This window comes from Pseudoalteromonas sp. NC201 (assembly GCF_002850255.1).
Taxonomy (GTDB): domain Bacteria; phylum Pseudomonadota; class Gammaproteobacteria; order Enterobacterales; family Alteromonadaceae; genus Pseudoalteromonas.
Genome location: NZ_CP022523.1, coordinates 184,772 through 203,712, shown reverse-complemented (window position 1 = coordinate 203,712; position 18,941 = coordinate 184,772). Strand labels below are relative to the sequence as shown.

General features: G+C 42.8%; 15 protein-coding genes. 6 read left to right on the top strand and 9 right to left on the bottom strand.

The genetic code is table 11. From position 1 onward, the window contains the following. Window positions 1-126 precede the first annotated feature (126 nt). Complete coding sequence (locus PNC201_RS18860; RefSeq protein WP_102058014.1) at window positions 127-1,575, bottom strand: basic secretory protein-like protein; 1,449 nt, start codon at window positions 1,573-1,575, stop codon at window positions 127-129. Window positions 1,576-1,856: 281 nt separating this feature from the next. Continuing rightward, window positions 1,857-2,249, bottom strand: a complete 393-nt coding sequence (locus tag PNC201_RS18855) for a cytochrome b562 (protein ID WP_102058013.1) — start codon at window positions 2,247-2,249, stop codon at window positions 1,857-1,859. A gap of 189 nt (window positions 2,250-2,438) precedes the next feature. On the opposite strand from PNC201_RS18855, the gene PNC201_RS18850 reads away from it, so the two are divergent. Together PNC201_RS18850 and PNC201_RS18845 are read left to right on the top strand one after the other, a co-directional pair. After that, the gene (locus PNC201_RS18850) at window positions 2,439-3,500 is read left to right on the top strand and encodes an ABC transporter substrate-binding protein (RefSeq protein ID WP_102058012.1); all 1,062 of its coding nucleotides are present in this window, start codon (window positions 2,439-2,441) and stop codon (window positions 3,498-3,500) included. Window positions 3,501-3,642: 142 nt separating this feature from the next. Further along, complete coding sequence (locus PNC201_RS18845) at window positions 3,643-5,286, top strand: S8 family serine peptidase (RefSeq protein WP_102058011.1); 1,644 nt, start codon at window positions 3,643-3,645, stop codon at window positions 5,284-5,286. A 26-nt stretch (window positions 5,287-5,312) separates the two neighbouring features. Here the strand turns inward: PNC201_RS18845 and PNC201_RS18840 are convergent, their stop codons facing one another. The 6 genes from PNC201_RS18840 to dnaK all read right to left on the bottom strand — a co-directional run bounded on the left by PNC201_RS18840 (window position 5,313) and on the right by dnaK (window position 13,877). Next, window positions 5,313-6,143, bottom strand: coding sequence for an EamA family transporter (locus tag PNC201_RS18840; RefSeq protein WP_102058010.1), 831 nt, complete (start codon window positions 6,141-6,143; stop codon window positions 5,313-5,315). Between the two features lie 3 nt (window positions 6,144-6,146). Then, complete coding sequence (locus tag PNC201_RS18835; protein ID WP_102058009.1) at window positions 6,147-7,085, bottom strand: phosphotransferase; 939 nt, start codon at window positions 7,083-7,085, stop codon at window positions 6,147-6,149. Window positions 7,086-7,534: 449 nt separating this feature from the next. Continuing rightward, window positions 7,535-9,790 (bottom strand): acyl-CoA dehydrogenase, encoded by a 2,256-nt coding sequence (locus PNC201_RS18830; RefSeq protein ID WP_102058008.1) that lies wholly within the window; start codon window positions 9,788-9,790, stop codon window positions 7,535-7,537. A 277-nt stretch (window positions 9,791-10,067) separates the two neighbouring features. Further along, on the bottom strand, window positions 10,068-10,526 hold the full coding sequence (ybaK, locus tag PNC201_RS18825; RefSeq protein ID WP_102058007.1) for a Cys-tRNA(Pro) deacylase: 459 nt from the start codon (window positions 10,524-10,526) through the stop codon (window positions 10,068-10,070). A 138-nt stretch (window positions 10,527-10,664) separates the two neighbouring features. Beyond that, a complete protein-coding gene (dnaJ, locus tag PNC201_RS18820; RefSeq protein WP_102058006.1) occupies window positions 10,665-11,801 on the bottom strand; it encodes a molecular chaperone DnaJ in 1,137 nt (378 codons plus the stop codon). A gap of 153 nt (window positions 11,802-11,954) precedes the next feature. Beyond that, window positions 11,955-13,877, bottom strand: coding sequence for a molecular chaperone DnaK (dnaK, locus tag PNC201_RS18815; RefSeq protein ID WP_102058005.1), 1,923 nt, complete (start codon window positions 13,875-13,877; stop codon window positions 11,955-11,957). A gap of 262 nt (window positions 13,878-14,139) precedes the next feature. Here dnaK and PNC201_RS18810 point away from each other — a divergent pair, with 262 nt between their 5' ends. Genes PNC201_RS18810 through PNC201_RS18795 form a run of 4 tightly spaced genes read left to right on the top strand, consistent with a single transcriptional unit; the run spans window position 14,140 to window position 18,419 of the window. Continuing rightward, the gene (locus tag PNC201_RS18810; RefSeq protein WP_010605352.1) at window positions 14,140-14,934 is read left to right on the top strand and encodes an acyl-CoA thioesterase; all 795 of its coding nucleotides are present in this window, start codon (window positions 14,140-14,142) and stop codon (window positions 14,932-14,934) included. A 60-nt stretch (window positions 14,935-14,994) separates the two neighbouring features. Continuing rightward, window positions 14,995-16,188: a PqiA/YebS family transporter subunit gene (locus tag PNC201_RS18805; RefSeq protein ID WP_010605351.1), complete on the top strand. Its 1,194-nt coding sequence runs from the start codon at window positions 14,995-14,997 to the stop codon at window positions 16,186-16,188. Beyond that, the gene (pqiB, locus tag PNC201_RS18800) at window positions 16,185-17,840 is read left to right on the top strand and encodes an intermembrane transport protein PqiB (protein ID WP_102058004.1); all 1,656 of its coding nucleotides are present in this window, start codon (window positions 16,185-16,187) and stop codon (window positions 17,838-17,840) included. Before PNC201_RS18805 ends, pqiB begins: the two co-directional genes overlap by 4 nt. Then, complete coding sequence (locus PNC201_RS18795; protein ID WP_102058003.1) at window positions 17,841-18,419, top strand: PqiC family protein; 579 nt, start codon at window positions 17,841-17,843, stop codon at window positions 18,417-18,419. It abuts the gene before it with no gap. Here PNC201_RS18795 and PNC201_RS18790 read toward each other — a convergent pair. Continuing rightward, window positions 18,414-18,923: a GNAT family N-acetyltransferase gene (locus tag PNC201_RS18790; RefSeq protein ID WP_102058002.1), complete on the bottom strand. Its 510-nt coding sequence runs from the start codon at window positions 18,921-18,923 to the stop codon at window positions 18,414-18,416. The genes PNC201_RS18795 and PNC201_RS18790 overlap by 6 nt on opposite strands. Window positions 18,924-18,941 lie beyond the last annotated feature (18 nt).

The window sequence follows — 18,941 nt, the reverse complement described above, 5'->3', positions numbered from 1 at the left end:
CAAAGCTTCAGGCAGAAATCAAAAAAGGGAACGTTCCAATTATGAGCAATAAAACAAATCTGTCAACAAATTATGTACATTTACAGCATAGTGATGACAAGTTGTAATCATCTAGTTCTTGCTAGTTCACTGCAATTTCTTGGCAGTTAGCACACTTTGATAGCGAGACCAGAGCTTATCAAGAGGCTCTCCAGTAACTGATTTTATTGCATCTTCAAATGACCAATCTTCTATTTCTACCGCAGTTTGATTAAAACGATAGGTAAAATCTGGATAAGACTCAGCGAGCCACGCAAGAAAAAACCCTGTATTTGTGTATCCACCAATCCAAGAATCCGACGGCTTAGGTGAACGGGTTTTATGGTATCCCGCTTGAATGCGAATGAGATCCGCCATTCCTTCAATAAATGCATGTACATCGGGCTCAGAATAACTTCTCTCTTTTGGAAATAGCTGATATCCATGTGTAAGTTCGTGCCAGAGCACACCAAGGAGTTCGTATTCCACTTGCTCATCTGGCTGCGCAGCGAGTTTTTCGGTGATGTACTTTGAACTAAACACGATTTCCATATTTGTTTCGTCTCCAGAACGATACGCTATTGTGTCCATCCACTTCAGCCTAAATGTGACTTGCTCAAACTCTGGTAACTCTGCAAAGTGTTTGTACAACCTTGGGGCCAGTTGGCGAGTTACGTCATCCACCGTAGTGGCTATATCAGGAAATAGCGCTTGCAGGCGTTTCGACCCCGCCGACTCAGTATCTTCAATAACTACTTTGACCTTTGGCGGCTCAAAGCCTTTCCATGGTTGAATTGGATCGTATATTTTTAAATAGTTCGCACGGGTTTTTAGGTCCGAACCATGCGCATTTTTAGTGGCTAGAGTAACATCGTAGTTACCAGGCTTGTCATAAACTACTTCAACACTTTTTGTGGTTGGCAGCATCGCTTTACCCTCAACCTTCCAATTTAGTGCTGTTGGTGAGTTTTCAGATATCGACTGCAGAGAAATTGGCTCATTAAGCTTGGCAACCTTTTTATCTGCAGTAAAGTTTGCCAGTGGTAAGTTTGTTTGCGCATAGAGCGCCAGATCAGCGATTTGCAAAAAGCGGTCGCCCCATTGCGTTTTACCTTCTTGTGCTACAGTAAAGCGCACGTACCTCGCATCCGTTGTTTTAGACAGGTCGAAAGCGAGCGTTTCACCCCGTCTTGAAAATACGATATCGTTGCGTTTATCAGCCTCTTGCCACACCTTACCATCTTTAGATACGGCTACAGTCCAATGCTTTGGATCTCGCGCCGGGGCATCTTGGGCTGAAGTGAGACGATACTGTCTAAGCGCTTTTACGTCTTTCAAATCAAATACAATCTCAACGCTGGATTGCTTAGATAAGAATTTGCTTTTTAGCGACCTATCAACTAGTTGCTCTATCCCCTCACCTTGGATTTGCTCCTTTACGTCACTCGTTACAGAGAATGCATCGCGTTCGGTGATATCGTAGAGCACATTGGCATTCGCTAATGAGGAGCCACAAAATGAAAGTAAAATTAGACTAGCTATTGAGGAGGTTTTCATTGAAATTTCCCAGATTAAAAACAAACATACTGGATCGTTCCAATTTATAATGCAACTTATTTTGAGTAGATTTTCACGTAATTTTTAATAAGTGCAGAAAAGGATAACGCTATTTCATCGCTTTTGAATCTTATGGAAGACTAACGAGCTTGAAAGGTCAAGCCACGACTCGCTAGTCTTTTTGCCATATTCAACTAAAGCCAAGACCGATAAGCAAAGCCGCTGTGATAGAACAAGGAATAACCACAGCGATAGGATAAGTTAACTATTCGAATCTCAGCTTAACTACCAAATAGTAACTCCCAAAAGCCCGGTGGCTCGTGTAGTTTGTGGTATTGCTTTCTCAGCTCATCAATTTTTAATAGCATTTCACGGGCTTTCTCGACTCTTCCCGAGTCAATTTCATGGCTCGCCTTAGTAATGGTTTCGAGTACTTTATTCAAGCCCTCAACTGACTCGGCAGACACCTCTTGCTTAAACTGAAATTGCTTACTTTCATTAACGAGTGTAGTCAGCTCGGTTAAGTGCGCCTGCATTTCTTGAGCAGATTGCGCTTTCATAGCCTGCTTATAAATATGGCCCATTTCCTTCATGGTTCTATTCAATTCGCTTGACTCATGCGCAACCCCTGACATCGAAAACAACAACACGAATATAAATACGATTTTTCTCATCAAAGTCCCCTTACTCTTTGCGCGCTAGTATAAAGCAATTAACGCATGAGCTAAATTCAATGCTATGAAAAATATGCTGATCCTGAATAGCATTCAAAAAACAGGCAGATAGCGCAACGATTCTAGCGTAAACTATACTTGTAGCGTATTTAGCAGCACACTTTTTGAATATCAAAAATGTAGAGACTTATGATCCGAAAATTGTTGTTCATCTTTTTATTTTTATCGCCGATGGCCGTGCTATCTGCACAACGATTCAACGTTCAATTTGTAAACCCCGGTTTTGCAACAAAAAACCCTACTGGAGACTTTTGGTATAACGTCAGCAACGTGATGACTGCGGCAGCTAATAACATGAATATTTCCCTCAAAATCAGTTATGCGCAGCGCAACCATATTTTGATGAAATCGCTCGTAGAGCAAGCCTTGAAAAGTGATGCTGATTACCTTGTGCTGGTTAACGAAAAGTCGAGTGTCGTTCCCTATTTGTTAAATACCAAAGCCACCAAAATCAAGATTATTTTCTTGCTCAACGGACCGACTAAAACAGAGGAAGTAGCTCTGTTAAAGTCAGGACACCAAATTATTGGCACCATTGAGCCAGACAATTTCCAAGCCGGTTTTAAATTAATGCATCAACTTGCGCGAAAAGCACTTAGGTCCTCCAATCCATCGCAACATGTATTAGCTTTGCTAGGAGACGTGGCGACGACTGCGGCATTAGACAGACAAAAAGGCATGCGCGCTTATCTTGAGCACCATACAAAGCTAGAATTAATCGCAGAGGCAAATTGTCAATGGTCTCAGAATGAAGCTTATCGTCTCACTAAAGCGTGGTTACAGCGAGATCCCGCAATCACAACCGTTTGGGCTGCTAATGATCCTATTGCTTATGGCGCGTTACTCGCTGCTAAAGAGTTAAGCCGTAAGATCGTCATAGGTGGGATTAATTGGGATGAAGGTATTGCGCCAAAGTTAGATGTTTCGATCGGAGGGCATGTGTTGCTTGGGGCCTATACTTTAGCTCGACTAGCACAATATCATAGAGACTTTACACCAATAGACAGCGTGACCTTGTCTATTTTCGAATCGCTGGATGACGCTCACTTACCTTTGTATCATGCCATACATGGAAACTTTCCTGAACACCTGGACTTTTTACGTTACATTAACGATCCAGCGCAATTTACCATTACAGAACTAACTCACTCACTTAATAAAAATAACCACAATAATAATGTGAAGAATTGAGAATTTAAGAACGATTAATTAATGCAATAAACAAAACCCAGAAAGATAATGCAATTTACACCTGTCTAATCTTTACGCATTGACAGCGATGTCAACACCTGTTTTAGTAACAAACGTAAACAACATGTAAAACAGGTGAAATATGAAAAACAGTAATACAGTAGTAAAACTTCTTAAGCTTTCGACCCTTAGCGCTTGCGTTTGTGCAAGCCTTTCAGTTGCTCACGCAGATACACAGCGCGTTATTGTCACGTTAAAAGACAGCGCAACACCAAATGTTCTGCCAGTGCGCTTAAATCAAGCGGAAACGGCGCAGTTTAAAGCGCAGGCTTTGTCTGAAGCTGCCTACTCCACCTTGGGTACTGCTGCAGTCAACACATTGCCAAGCATTAATGCATATGTCGCCGAAGTTTCTTCTACGCAAATGCAACAACTACAAGCAAGCGGTAATATTGCACACGTAGAAGTTGACCCTAAACGCTATTTGCCAAGTGTAAAAACTTCGGCAATTGATTTACTCGCTGAAACCACACCTTATGGCATTAATATGGTGCAGGCTAACCAAGTATCTGACGGCTACAGCGGCAACCGTAAAGTCTGTATTATGGATACAGGTTATACGCTAGGTCACCAAGATTTACCTAGCACAGGCATTACAGGTAATGATGGCTACGGTAACTACGATACAGGTGTGTGGAGTAACGATGGTAACGGCCACGGAACACACGTTGCCGGCACAATCGCCGCTTTAGGTGGTAATGGCACAGGTGTGGTCGGGGTGAATCCATCAGGGCAACTAGGTCTTCATATTGTTAAAGTGTTTAATGACCAAGGCCGCTGGGCATACGGTTCCGATCTCATTAAAGCAATTGAGCAGTGTGAGCAGGCTGGCGCCAATGTAACCAGCATGAGTTTAGGTGGCAGCGGCAGCTCTACGGCAGAACGAAGCGCATTTGAGCAGAGTTATCAGCGTGGCATGCTACATATCGCAGCCGCAGGCAACGCGGGTAATAGCTCGTTGAGCTACCCAGCATCGTATAATGCAGTTGTATCCGTGGCAGCAGTAGACAGTTCTGAGTCAAAAGCCTCTTTCTCTCAATACAACAGCCAAGTAGAAATTGCAGGCCCGGGTGTTGGTGTAAACTCAACCTGGAATAATGGCGCGTATCGCAGTATTAGTGGGACTTCAATGGCAACACCGCATGTCTCTGGTGTCGCAGCACTAGTGTGGAGCCACTTCCCGCAATGTACAGCTCAGCAAATTCGCCAAGTGTTGAATACAACAGCAAAAGACAAAGGCCAAGCAGGTCGTGATACTTCTTACGGCTATGGTATTGTGCAAGCAAAAGCGGCGGTTGATTATCTAACAAATAATGGTTGTGATACTTCAGGTGCAGTCAATGCAAACTTTAACTTCAGCGTGTCCGGCCTCACTGCGACATTTAACAACCAATCAACAGCAGGTAGTTATCAGTGGGAATTTGGTGACGGTGCAACAAGCTCACAAACTAACCCATCACACACCTACGCAAGTGCTGGTACATACCAAGTGACACTCACTGTGACAGCTTCAAATAACAAAACTGCTTCTAAGACTCTAGCAGTTACCGTTAGTGATGCACCAGCTGGCTGCAATGGTATCCAAGAATGGAATGCAACTAAGTTCTACAATACGGGCGACCGGGTTTCATTCAAAGGCTTTGAATACCGTGCTACGTACTGGTCACAAGGCGCAAGCCCAGAGATCTATTCAAACGTTTGGACTAAAGTCGCGCAATGTAAGTAATACCAATTAGTCATTTTAAGTGGCGCTTAAGCGCCACTGTTTAATGCTAACATTGCACTACAACACAGAATAACAGAGATCATAAGCCATTCTTTTGTTGAAATTGTCTCTTTAAAAAACCACATCCCAAGCATACTCGCGCTGATTATGCCAATGGCTCTTTTCAATCCTTCAACAAGCCCCGGCTGAATTTCGGTTAGCGCCTGCATTTGGAAGATAACAGCGACAGCGAATACCACTGCAGAAATAGTCCAGAGCAACCAATGTGCGCGGAAATTTTGATTTTTAAACTGTGGTCGTAACAAGATTAGATTAACAAAAAATACCATAAAGGTTAGAAACCCAGCATGAAAAGAGAGCGAGCTGTATTGCAAAGCCTGTTTATCGAACACGATGCAAAGCCCCCAGCAAAAAGAGGTGATTGCAACTTGTTTTGCACCTGGCTCTTGAAAAGAGAATCTGCCTCCTTGCAATAAAAATGAAGCGAGAACAATCGCAGCGATTAGCATTGACTGCAGCGTGGTTAAAGGTTCTCCAAGTAGCAACCAAGCAAACACACCTGCAAGTGCTGGAGTGATAGATAACAGAGGCAGGATAACCGCCATTCGCCCAAGCGCAAGCGCCTGAATAAAGTTTACGCTACCAATTGCAGCCAACATTCCGCTAGCTATCGCAGGCGCTAGATAAGCAGAACTTGGGAGCTGTTTGTCAAAAACCAACCAATAGCCTACGTATGCAGGTAAGACTAGCAGACTAAATATCACCGACATTTGTGCGGCTGAATAATGACTTGCTAGCCTTTTTCGTAAAAAATCAAATACAGCCCAATTTAACGCACTGAATAAGGCTATGGCCATTTATTATCCCTGTTGTAATGCTATTTCCGTTTGAAATTTCATGTAATCATTGATTTTTACATGGTCCGGTTTCCAACCCAACAGAAAGCGATAAAAGTCAGCCCACACCACAGGCCACAACGACTCCCACTCAGAAAGGATCTGAGCGATATCAATAGAGGCTGCTTTGCCTAATAATTCTATTCTCAACATATCTAAATACAATTTGAGATACTCATCGGCATGCAGGAGCTGTTCTTTTTCGTCTAATACCGACGTAATAAACAGCATTAAGTCTGATACACCAATACCCTTTCCAACATACTGAAAATCGAATCCCAGTGCTTGATCGCCATTAAAGGCAAAGTTATCAAGCTTAGCGTCGCCATGGATCCAAGTATGCCAATGGCTATTTTTGATACGATCTCGTAATCGAGGTGCCGCTTGTTTGATGCTACTGTGTTGCATTCGCTCAAGCTCATCCGGTCGTGTATCTAGGTGCCAATAATTTCCTTGCTCCCACACATGCTCTGCAGGACTTTGTAAAAAGTGAGCATGGAATTTAGCTAACCACCCTATCACTGCTAATATTTGTGACTCGGATGGATTAGCGGTTTGCGAAAAACCTTGAGTTGAGAAGTCTCTAAAGACGATGTAGTCCATCCCTTCACTTACCCCTTCACCTAAATAACTCGGCGTATTACAGGGTGAGAGTAACTCGCATGCATGATGCTTGTAAAAGTGACGTTCTACTTGATAAGACTTAGCTTTACGCGCAAGCGCTACTGAAGATTGTTCAATTCGCCGATGTGCAATGTCACTAGGCACTTTAGTGCGCTTAATTGCAAGCTTCCCAGCATCATGATTGATAAATAACATATCACCACAACCGCTCCATAATTGTTGCTCTTGCTGTGTTGACATAGGCGCAGAAATTACATCGTTCGGAATACTTATTTTCACTGTGTTACACCCTTTTGTTATTTAACCTGAGAGCCGTTCAATAAATAGCCAAACTTCTTTATTGTATAACTCAGGTTACTTAAACACAGTACAACCCCTTACTTACTATTACGAATACCAATTTGCTTAATTAAGTGATCTATTTTGAGACGAGATAATCTTGTCGATAACTCCGCTACCGCATCCTGTTACCGCCAAGGTATCTACATCCATATAGACAAGGCAAAAATTTTGCTATTTAGTTGTTCTAAATAAAAAATTTTAACGCTGTTAACGTCAGATATGCTCCTTCAAATTGAGCAAGTATTAACAAAAAATTGGTATAATAAGCAAACCGTTTTACAGTGCTTGATAATTATAGCTGGTGTTATTATCTTTACCCAACATGAAAAAGCCCTTAACCAATTGGTTAAGGGCTTTTACTTTTACAAAAAAGTTATTTGTTTAACTTACTCATTCACGGCTTGCTTGACTGTTTCTTTCGCACTTTGTTCATCTAACAAGTTTAAATCGAAGTCAAACTCATCCACTCGGATTGCTTTTTCACGCTTGCGATTGTAATCAACCAGTTTTGCATACTCTTCTTCGTTGATAAGGTTACCAACGAGCGCATTATCTAATGTTTGCTCGAAACGAACACCTGGTTGGATCTCGCGCTTGCGAACTGCCTTTTTAACTTTGGCAAGCAGGTCAAGGCAACCCATCTTAGCTTTATATGCTTGCTCATTGATATCATGACCATCACCTGCGGTAGGCTTCACAAGATGAGTAAGCTGCGCTTTGATTGGCGTATCCATTTGCGCCGCGGCGGCCAATTCTCTGATCATATCATCATTAATTTTGGGCATTTGTTTACCACTAAACTGCATCGTGATCACACGCATAAATTTACGAGTACCACTTGCCGGGAAGTTATCTAAGAATTTATGTAGCGCTTCTTCTGCACTGATAAGTGCATGCCTTGTCGCATAATGGAAATAAGGTGCTGCTTGCTCACGCTCTGCTACCGCTACTTTTTGCTCATAGTATTTGATTGAAGCCATTGCTGCATACAAGTGACTCATTACATCACCAAGGCGTGCTGACAGCATTTCTGCTTGTTTCAGCTTTCCACCTAGTACGAGCAATGAAAAGTCTGCGTATACCGCAAGCTTAGCTGCTAATCTATGCGCGGCTTTTTCATACGCACGCACTTCAGGTAATGGTGATTTTGCATCAGCCGTGAATGGCATAAGACCATATTTGAAAGCACGTAAGCTGTTGGCAACACTATAGCTGACTGTTTTTGTCAAAATACCACGGAATTTACTGTCGGCGTCTTTCTCTTCGCTGTGAATAGATTCAACCATCGACTGCAAATATGGGTGACAGCGCATTACACCTTGACCAAAGATCATCAAGTTACGCGTTAGGATGTTTGCACCTTCTACGGTAATCGCTATTGGCTGGGCAACATAACCGCTTGCAAGGGTATTCTGAGGACCATTTTGAATAGCCTTACCTGCAAGAATATCCATTGCAGAGTCCAATACGTCACGACCAGTTTCAGTCATGTGGTATTTTGCAATTGCTGTTACTACAGATGGCTTAAGACCCATACCTAAACCTTCTGTTGTTAATACCCGCATCGCCTCTTGCATGTATGCTTTGCCTGCAATATCTGCAAGCTTTTCTTGAATACCTTCAAATTGACCGATCGAGAGACCAAATTGCTCACGTACCGCCGCATATTCAGATGCCGATTTCAGTGCGACTTGGCTAGTTGAAACACCTAGCGCCGGTAAAGAAATACCACGCCCTGCACCTAAGCAACTTACCAACATCTGCCAACCGCGACCGATATTCTTCTGGCCACCGATGATAAAGTCCATTGGGATAAAGACTTTTTCACCACGTGTCGTACCGTTATAGAAGCGTATTCCCATCGGGTCATGACGGTTACCAAGTTGTACACCTGGATGGTCATGTGGAATTAACGCACAGGTGATCCCTAGTTCTTTTTTACCGCCTAGTAATCCCTCAGGATCCAATACTTTAAAGGCTAAACCGAGTACCGTCGCAATCGGCGCAAGTGTGATATAGCGTTTGTCCCATGTTACTTCAAGACCAAGTACTTCTTCACCGTTATACATGCCGTTTTTAACAATACCTTGGTCCGGAATGCCACCGGCATCGGAACCAGCTTCAGGGCTTGTTAGCGCGAAACATGGAATATCACGACCGTTTGCTAAGCGAGGAAGGTAGTGCGCTTGCTGCTCTTTAGTGCCGTAATGAAGCAATAACTCACCCGGACCTAGTGAATTAGGAACCATCACCGTTACCGCTACCGCAGAGGATTTAGTCGCAATTGTACCCACTATCGTTGAGTTTGCGTAAGGGCTAAACTCTAGACCGCCGTATTCTTTTGGAATGATCAAAGAGAAAAATCTCTCTTTTTTCAAAAATTCAAGCACATGCTCTGGCAAGTGTTTGCCATTTTGAATTTCCGAGTCATCGATCATACCCATTAATTCTTTAACTGGACCTTCTAAAAAGGCTTGCTCTTCTGCGCTTAACTTAGCTTCAGGTACAGCACGCAGCGCTGAAAAGTCAGGCTTACCTTGATAAATTGACCCTTCTAACCAAACATCACCTGCATCTAATGCTTCTTGTTCTGTAATTGAAATGCTTGGGAGGATCTTTCTTAAATTCGTTCTTAGGCTCATAATTAACTCATCCGACCAGATAGATATATCTACATTACGGCATAAAAATTCGTTTAGATCAATTACTCTACTTAATTTTTTAACGGCTTTTTTACTGAGTTATCGAGTGATTAATATAAATGACTGCTAAATTAATGGCTTACAGCTGTAAGTCGAAAAAAGTAAATTACTGTTCTTAGGGGGGAAATAGGAGTAAAAGAGGGACTTTGACACCCTTAGCAGTTCTAGACTGACATTTTATCTATAATAAAGATGGTTTTTAAAACCAGCACTGCCATTAAAACAGTGCGATTTTTGCTTTGCATAGCTGCTCTACCGTAGCAGGTGAAACAACGACTTCAACTCCCCGCTTGCCCGCACTAACATAAATTTGCTCAAATGCTAAAGCACTCTCGTGAAGTAACGTGGGCAGCTGCTTTTTCTGCGCAAACGGGCTTATACCGCCAATTAAATAACCAGTTACCTTTTGCGCGTTTTGTTGATCTGCAAGCTGTGCTTTTTTCCCCATACACGCTTTAGCAAAGGCTTTTAAATCCACTTGTTGCGTGGCGGGAGAAACGGCTACATACAATTTACCATCAACGTCAATCAGCAGGGTTTTAAATACTTTTTCTCGGTCTAGGTTGAGCTTTTTCGCTGCTTCATTAGCAAAGTCGTGATCGTTAGGGTCGTGCTCAAATTGCAGCACTTGGAACGCCACTTTCGCCTTTTTAAGTAGGTTAATTGCCGGTGTCATTACAAACTCCTTTTAAGCAGATGTTGATTTCTGTTATACCAAGAAACAAACGCTTATGCTATCGCCTTACGATGAGACCCATCATCCGTCAAAACAAAAATGCCCGCTATCGCAGCGGGCATTTTCAATAAGCTTAAGTTACTTAGTTAAGTCATCAAAGAACTTCTTAACGCCGTCAAAAAAACCTTGTGCCTTAGGACGGTTCTTACCGTTGTTTTCACCCATAGACTCTTCAAACTCTTGCAGAAGCTCTTTTTGGCGCTCGTTTAAGTTTACTGGCGTCTCAAGGACAACTTTACAAATTAAGTCGCCTACTGCACCGCTACGCACAGATTTCACGCCTTTACCACGCATACGGAACATTTTGCCAGTTTGACTTTCCGATGGAATCTTCAGTTTTGCGCGGCCATCTAGGGTCGGCACTTCAATCTCACCACCGAGTGCTGCCGTTGTGAAGCTAATTGGCACTTCACAGTACAAATTGTTGCCGTCACGTACGAAGATTGGATGCTCTTTTACACTCACTTGTACGTACAGGTCGCCAGCTGGAGCACCATGCGCACCCGCTTCACCTTCGCCAGACAAACGTACTCTATCACCCGTATCAACCCCTGCTGGGATCTTAACGTTAAGTGTCTTCGTTTTCTCTACACGGCCTTGTCCGTGACAGCTGTTACATGGGTCTGAAATGATCTGACCTGTGCCCTGGCAAGTTGGACAAGTTTGCTGTACTGCAAAGAAGCCTTGGCGCATTTGTACTTGACCTGCACCATGACAGGTTGTACAAGTTTTAGGCTTAGAACCTGCTTTTGCACCACTGCCGTCACATGGTTTACAACTCACCCAAGTTGGTACTTGGATATCCACTTCCTTCCCACGTACTGCCTCTTCAAGACTTAACTCTAAGTTATATCTTAAATCTGCACCACGCTGTTGTCTTGATTGACGACGACCACCGCCACCACCAAAAATATCACCAAATACGTCCCCAAAAATATCGCCGAAGTCGCCAGCGCCGCCAAATCCACCATGACCAGCACCACCACCTTGTTCGAAAGCTGCATGGCCGTATTGATCATACATCTGGCGTTTTTGACTATCAGTCAATACCTCGTAAGCTTCTTTTACTTCTTTGAATTTCGCTTCGAGTTCAGCGTTACCAGCAGTACGATCAGGGTGATATTTCATTGCAAGGCGTTTATACGCCTTTTTAATGTCACGTTCACTGGCGTCTCTCGCAACACCTAATACTTCATAATAGTCAGGTTTAGACATTTTTATCACACTACTCTTTCTTGGCAACTTACATCGTTGCAAACTCTGCCGAGCTCTGTCGCTTGCAAATTAATGCCAGACAACAGTCTAATTTATAAACACGTAGGGCGCGACAAGCCATACAGCCAGCGCGCCCTCCTTCAAGAACTACAATTACTTGTCGTCTTTAACTTCTTCAAATTCAGCGTCAACTACGTCGTCGTCTTTTTTCGCTGAACCTTGTTGGGCACCTGCGTCACCGCCAGCTTGTTGAGCTTGCGCTTTTGCTTGAGCGATTTCCATAAGCTTTTGCGATTTCTCTGCTAGTGCTTGTGTCTTAGCATCAATTTCGTCTTTGCTATCACTCTTGATTGCTGCTTCTAGCTCGCCAAGTGCAGCTTCAATTGCTGTCTTGTCATCAGCTGGAAGGTCGTCACCCGCTTCTTCAACTTGCTTGCGTGTAGCATGAACAAGTGCATCAGCTTGGTTACGAGCGCCAACTAGTTCTTCAAACTTTTTATCTTCTTCTGCGTTTGCTTCTGCATCACGTACCATTTTTTCAACTTCATCGTCGCTTAGACCTGAAGAAGCTTGGATTGTGATCTTCTGCTCTTTACCTGTGTCCTTGTCTTTCGCAGACACATGTAAGATACCATCAGCATCCACATCAAAAGTAACTTCGATTTGTGGCACACCGCGCTGCGCTGGGCGAATACCTTCTAGGTTGAATTGACCTAGAGACTTGTTATCGCTTGAACGCTTACGCTCACCCTGTAGTACGTGAATTGTTACTGCAGACTGATTGTCTTCTGCTGTCGAGAAAGTTTGCGACTTTTTGGTTGGAATAGTCGTGTTTTTCTCAATTAACGCAGTCATTACCTGACCCATAGTCTCAATACCTAGAGACAGAGGACAAACGTCAAGTAGTAGTACGTCTTTCACGTCACCCGCAAGTACACCACCTTGAACCGCCGCACCAACTGCTACCGCTTCATCAGGGTTAACGTCTTTACGTGGCTCTTTGCCAAAGAATTCAGCTACTGTTTTCTGTACCAGTGGCATACGTGTTTGACCACCAACTAGGATGATGTCATTTACGTCGTTTACAGAAAGGTCTGCATCAGCAAGTGCACGTTTTAGTGGCTCGATTGATTGCGCAACTAAGTCTTCAACTAGTGACTCAAGTTTTGCACGAGTTAGCTTAACGTTCATGTGCTTAGGACCTGTTGCATCAGCAGTAACGTAAGGTAGATTTACCTCAGTTTGCTGTGCTGAAGACAACTCGATCTTCGCTTTCTCAGCCGCTTCCTTTACACGCTGCATCGCTAGCGGGTCGGTTTTTAGGTCGATGCCTTGGTCTTTCTTAAATTCTGCAACTAGGTAGTTGATAACGCGGTTATCAAAGTCTTCACCACCTAGGTGAGTGTCACCGTTAGTTGCTAGTACTTCAAAGGTGTGCTCGCCTTCAACTTCATCAATCTCGATGATTGAGATATCGAATGTACCACCACCTAAGTCGTATACTGCAACAACGTTGTCGCCTTGCTTCTTATCCATGCCGTAGGCAAGTGCTGCTGCTGTCGGCTCATTGATAATGCGCTTAACTTCAAGACCTGCGATACGACCAGCATCTTTTGTTGCTTGACGCTGTGAATCGTTGAAATATGCAGGAACTGTAATAACTGCTTCAGTTACTGGCTCACCAAGGAAGTCTTCAGCTGTTTTCTTCATTTTCTTAAGAACTTCAGCTGAGATCTGAGGTGCAGCTCTTTTCTCCCCACGTACTTCAACCCAAGCGTCGCCGTTGTCCGCTTTTACGATGTTGAAAGGCATGATGCTAAGGTCACGCTGTACTTCTTCATCTTCAAAACGACGACCAATTAGACGCTTGATAGCATAAAGTGTGTTTTTAGGGTTAGTCACGGCCTGGCGTTTTGCTGGCTGACCTACTAGTGTTTCACCATCATCTGTAAATGCAATAACAGAAGGAGTTGTGCGGTCGCCCTCAGCATTTTCAATAACGCGCGGCTTGTCACCATCAAGTACCGCTACGCAAGAGTTAGTAGTACCTAAATCGATTCCAATAATTTTACCCATGAATCATCTCCGACTTCAAAATTCGTTGTTCAGTTAGTTGATTTGATAAATAAGGTCACCGATTTGTAATTCAAGCGTCACAACTAAAAAAAAATGAAAAAATTTGAAATTTTTTTGCTTTTCGAACGTTTCGGTCAAAAAATCACCCTTAATTGCTTATTTTGAAACAAGTGAAGAATAAAATACGATGTATTTGACGCTTGATTACCTGGTTAGACCAGTTATGCTAAATGCAACATAATAAATAATGAGAAATGACAACATGACATTTGATGAAATTATTCAGTCGGAGCATTTACAGCAAGCGCAAACACAAATGACGTTTCCTGCAAGTTGGTGTCAAGGCCGCACTGCGTTTGGCGGATTGTCTGCGGCAATCGCGGTGCAAAGCATGAAGCATCAACTGACAGAGCCTCGTCGACTGCTCTCTGTGAGCGTAAATTTTGTCGGACCACTGCTAGAAGGCGCACCATTTACCGTTGCAACAACCATTTTGCGTAGCGGCAAAAATGCAACCCAAATGCAAACTCAACTGATCCAGTCAGGCGAAGTTTGTCTTATTGCTATCGGGTGCTTTGGCAAGGATAGAGAATCTGCTATCCAAGTTGCAAATGCGGATAGCCCTACTCTTTCAGATGTCAATCCAAAGGCTGTTCTTCCATATCAAGAAGGTGTGATGCCTGCATTTTTCCAACATGTCGCGCTCAATGCTCAGCAAGGTGCTTTGCCATTTTCCGGCGCACCATCTTCAAATCTGGGTGGTTGGATGCGATTTAAAGCACAAACTACATCGGTAAACGAACTACATACACTGGCACTTGCTGACTCATGGCCGCCAACGTTACTCCAGATGTGTAAAGCACCAAGCCCCGCTAGCAGTATGTCTTGGTACATAGAATTTTTGTGTGATATTTCACTCGACTCAGAGTCTTGGCTTGGCTTTGAAGCCGTGACTCACCATAGCCAAAATGGTTATGGTATTGAAGATGCAAAAATTTGGTCACAAAATGGCAAGCTGCTCGCCCTAAGTCGCCAAACCGTCGCGGTATTTGATTAACATTGATAAATTTGGGCGCATCAAGCAAACTAGCATAAAAGGAAATCAACGGATTTTTATGTGATTACAGCTTGCCCTGAATGCGATACGCTTGTTGAAATAGACGCTATCGAGTCCCAAAAGCGTGCGGTGTGCCCAAACTGTCGGTGCGTGTTGTGTCATGTACAAGGACACCAAAACCAATTAGTACAAGCCTTCAGCTTTTCTGCGTTACTATTTTTATTCGCAAGCTTATTTCCAGACTTTATCTCCTACACACAACACGGTATCACTCAAGTTGTAAGCCTCTGGCAAGCACTCATATTGTTAGCTGAGCATTACAGCTATTTTCTCGCTGGATTATTTGCCTTCACTATTTTAGTCATGCCTGTTGCCGTATGCTCATTGCTACTGCTTGCACACACCGAGTATTGGCAAATCATCAATGCGCACAATGCTCGGCATTTAGCAAAATTACTCTCAGCACTAAAACCACTTAATCTCACCGATATATTTTTAGTAGCCGTGCTCGTAAGCGCTTTTAAATTAATGTCTTTCGCTGAATTGGAAATGGGCCTTGGATTTTGGGCCTATATTTTGTTCGTTTTGTGTTTTATTGAAGCCCTCTCACTTTTTGATCACGAGTATATGTGGCGTAATCAGACTCAATGTAATCGTCACTTGGCCGAACCAAAGAATTTATCTACCACGCTAAAACGTTGCAAGGTTTGTGGCTTTTTAGGTGAAGGCGAAAAGTGCCAGCGTTGCTACGCCAAACTAAAATACCGCAAATCTCAATCAACGCAAAAAAGCTTAGCTTGGATGCTCACCAGCGTCGTGCTACTTGTACCTGCTAATTTTCTGCCCATCATGGATACCATCAGTCTTGGGCTTCATACTCCTGCAACGATTTTTTCCGGCGTTCAAGTGCTTTGGGAAGCCGGCTCTTATCCCGTAGCAACACTTATTTTTCTCGCAAGTATATGTATTCCTATCGCAAAAGCGTTACTATTGAGTTACTTACTAATACGAGTTAAGAAGCCCAAAGACCCAATCACAGCAACAAAAGTGTACCGCTTGCTCGAATTTATTGGTCGCTGGTCGATGATAGATGTGTTTGTGGTGATAATCTTAGTGTCTTTGGTACAACTTGGTACGGTGCTAAATGTCGAGCCGGAAATTGGTATCGTGTTTTTTACTTTGATGGTGCTTTGCCAAATTGCAGCCGTTAATAGTTTTGATCCGAGATTATTGTGGGATAAAAATAGTCAATGACTACTCAAGCCGATATAGAAGACAAACCAAAATTTTCAGTGATTTGGATTATTCCAATTATCGCGTTGCTCATCACAGGCTGGATGTTATATCAACATCAGGCAAATAAAGGCCACACTATTTTTATAAAAATGACTGACGCAGATGGCATAATTGCAGGCAAAACTGAGGTGAGAGTAAAAAGCGTTAAGGTCGGGTTAGTCGAGTCATTAAAGCTTGAATTAGCGCAAAATGCAGTGGTTGCGAAAGTTAGGATTTTACAGCCCTATCGTGATTTATTAGCTGAAGATTCATCGTTTTGGGTAGTTAAACCTCGAATTGACGAATCCGGAATATCAGGCATGAATACGCTACTCTCTGGAGTGTATATAGAGCTATCCCCCGGTGAAGCGAAAGCACGTTCGAGCATATTCACCTTAATGGATGAACCTGCATTAATCGGCTCAGAAGTGCAAGGAAAACGCTATCAACTCGTGGCTTCAGATGCTGAAGTGTTAGACGTTGGCTCCAGTATATTTTTCCGCAACTATAAAGTGGGTCAAGTTGAGTCTGCACATTTTAGCGTCGAAAGCTTAAAAATGGAGTACGGTATTTTTATCTATTCTCCATACGATACGCTTATCACAGACAACGCTATTTTTTGGATTAGTTCCGGCATTGATTTTAAGCTGTCAACGGAAGGTGTTGAAGTGTCGACAGGATCTCTTGCCAAAATGGTTAAAGGCGGAATTTCTGTAGACTATCCACCAACCATGCCAAGTGGCAAAGAAGCACTCGAAAATAAAACCTTCGCCTTGCACAAAAATTTCGCAATGGCCTTAGAGCAACGCTTTGATCACTTCGATTATTATCTTATTGAGTTTGAGCAATCAATTCGAGGACTTCGAGCTGGTGCACCAATCGAATACCGCGGGATGCGGATTGGCACAATAGAGCAGGTACCAGCGACTGGTGTTAGCGATGATAGACCTTTATACTTTCAACAAAATAACACCTCTGTGCCTGTATTGGTTAAAATTGAGTACGGACGCATTTACGAAGATGCGCAACTTGCTCAAACATATTGGTCAGAAAACATAGACAAATGGATTAGTAACGGCCTTAGGGCGTCACTAAAAAGTGGCAATTTATTAACAGGTGCGGTATATATAGAGTTAGACTTTTATCCAAGTGCAGAAGTCGTTAGTTCAAACAAAACGACTATTTACCCGGTATTACCCAGCGTTCCGAGCGGTATTACAGCACTTTCTGAACAGGTCACAAGCTTACTGAACAAGTTAAATGGGTTACCTCTTGAAACAACTGTTAAGGAACTAGAAGGCGCCCTTCAGCAACACAGGTTACTAGCAATGGAAATGAATCAACTCGTAGAGTCTATCAATAACAACAAGATAACAGACAAGGTTGGCGGCAATTTAACGAACTTAAAAGATACATTAAGCCAGCTCACATCAAGCTTAAAGCAATTTGAACAAACTATGACGCAGTACCAAAAAGGCTCAGGTGTCATGGATCAACTTAGTAATACCCTTGAGGAGCTTGAAAGCCTGTCCAATCGCTTAAAGCCTATTTCTAAAGGGCTGAATGAGCAGCCGAATATGCTTATTTTTAATAAAGAAAGTGGCGCGGATCCGCTCCCAAGGAAAAAATAAATGAAGACTGGCTCTGTGATATTTTTGCTTCTATTTTGTTTAACAGGATGTATAACTAATCCATCCCAACCGGTTAGTTATTATCAGTTAGAAGCAAATAATGTCGCAGGTGAAAAGCAAGTTGAGCTCAATCGTGTACTACTGATTGATAAAGTGCAGTTAATCGAACTGTTTGATCAACAAGCCTTGGTGCAATTTCAGCGAGACAATAGAGTAAACATCGCTAATTTCCATTTTTGGGCCCAACCCCCCGCCGATATGTTGACATGGAACTTAGTAAACGCACTAAATGGAACCAACAAAGCTACTGCAATTAAAAGCGATAAATTTTATCGCAATGCGCAAGAGCACCAACGCCTCGTTGTAGAAATTAATGAGTTTGCAGGGCACTTTGAAAAAGGTGCTGTGATGAGCGGGACTTGGTATCTTTATCAATACACAAAAGGGAGCTATCAACTAACTCAAGTGCAACCATTCCAATTTGAAACAGCTCTTGATCAGGATGGCTTTAGCGCTCTGGTTGCGGCACATCAGAGAAACTTTATTCAACTAACGACACAAATAAGTCAACAATTATAATTGACAATCAAACACCACCACAGGTGTTAAATCGTTATCAATTATTATTTTACCAATACGACTAAATCCCACTTTGTTAAGCAGGCTTATGCTAGCTGCATTACTTTCTAGCGTGATAGCGCTCAGCTTAGGGTGGTTCCCTTCTGATTTAACATATTGCATTAGCAATTTGGCAGCCTCGGAAGCATAACCCTTCCCTGTAAAATCATCTAAAAACGCGTAACCTAAGTCTGGAATATTAAAAAAAGGTCTTTGATATAAGCCACATACTCCGATGCTCGTATTGCTACTAAGTTCAACAACAACGTAAGGCGCTGGCGTACCGATTTGATAAGGAATTAGGTAAGCTTGCTCGATATGCTCCTCAGCTTGCTTTTGTGTTTTTATGCCTCTATCCCGAATGTTATCGATAAAACTTTTTTGATTCAAAAGCCTGAGTAAAAACCCCGCATCATTTAAATTTGCCTTTCTTAAAAAGATCTTTTCTCCCGTCACAATCACCATCTAGTCTCCGAAAATACT

Coding starts and splice junctions, on each gene's coding strand:
- PNC201_RS18860 (WP_102058014.1), bottom strand. CDS start 1,575: ATGAAAACCTCCTCAATAGCTAGTCTAATTTTACTTTCATTTTGTGGC.
- PNC201_RS18855 (WP_102058013.1), bottom strand. CDS start 2,249: ATGAGAAAAATCGTATTTATATTCGTGTTGTTGTTTTCGATGTCAGGG.
- PNC201_RS18850 (WP_102058012.1), top strand. CDS start 2,439: ATGATCCGAAAATTGTTGTTCATCTTTTTATTTTTATCGCCGATGGCC.
- PNC201_RS18845 (WP_102058011.1), top strand. CDS start 3,643: ATGAAAAACAGTAATACAGTAGTAAAACTTCTTAAGCTTTCGACCCTT.
- PNC201_RS18840 (WP_102058010.1), bottom strand. CDS start 6,143: ATGGCCATAGCCTTATTCAGTGCGTTAAATTGGGCTGTATTTGATTTT.
- PNC201_RS18830 (WP_102058008.1), bottom strand. CDS start 9,790: ATGAGCCTAAGAACGAATTTAAGAAAGATCCTCCCAAGCATTTCAATT.
- ybaK (WP_102058007.1), bottom strand. CDS start 10,526: ATGACACCGGCAATTAACCTACTTAAAAAGGCGAAAGTGGCGTTCCAA.
- dnaJ (WP_102058006.1), bottom strand. CDS start 11,801: ATGTCTAAACCTGACTATTATGAAGTATTAGGTGTTGCGAGAGACGCC.
- dnaK (WP_102058005.1), bottom strand. CDS start 13,877: ATGGGTAAAATTATTGGAATCGATTTAGGTACTACTAACTCTTGCGTA.
- PNC201_RS18810 (WP_010605352.1), top strand. CDS start 14,140: ATGACATTTGATGAAATTATTCAGTCGGAGCATTTACAGCAAGCGCAA.
- pqiB (WP_102058004.1), top strand. CDS start 16,185: ATGACTACTCAAGCCGATATAGAAGACAAACCAAAATTTTCAGTGATT.
- PNC201_RS18795 (WP_102058003.1), top strand. CDS start 17,841: ATGAAGACTGGCTCTGTGATATTTTTGCTTCTATTTTGTTTAACAGGA.
- PNC201_RS18790 (WP_102058002.1), bottom strand. CDS start 18,923: ATGGTGATTGTGACGGGAGAAAAGATCTTTTTAAGAAAGGCAAATTTA.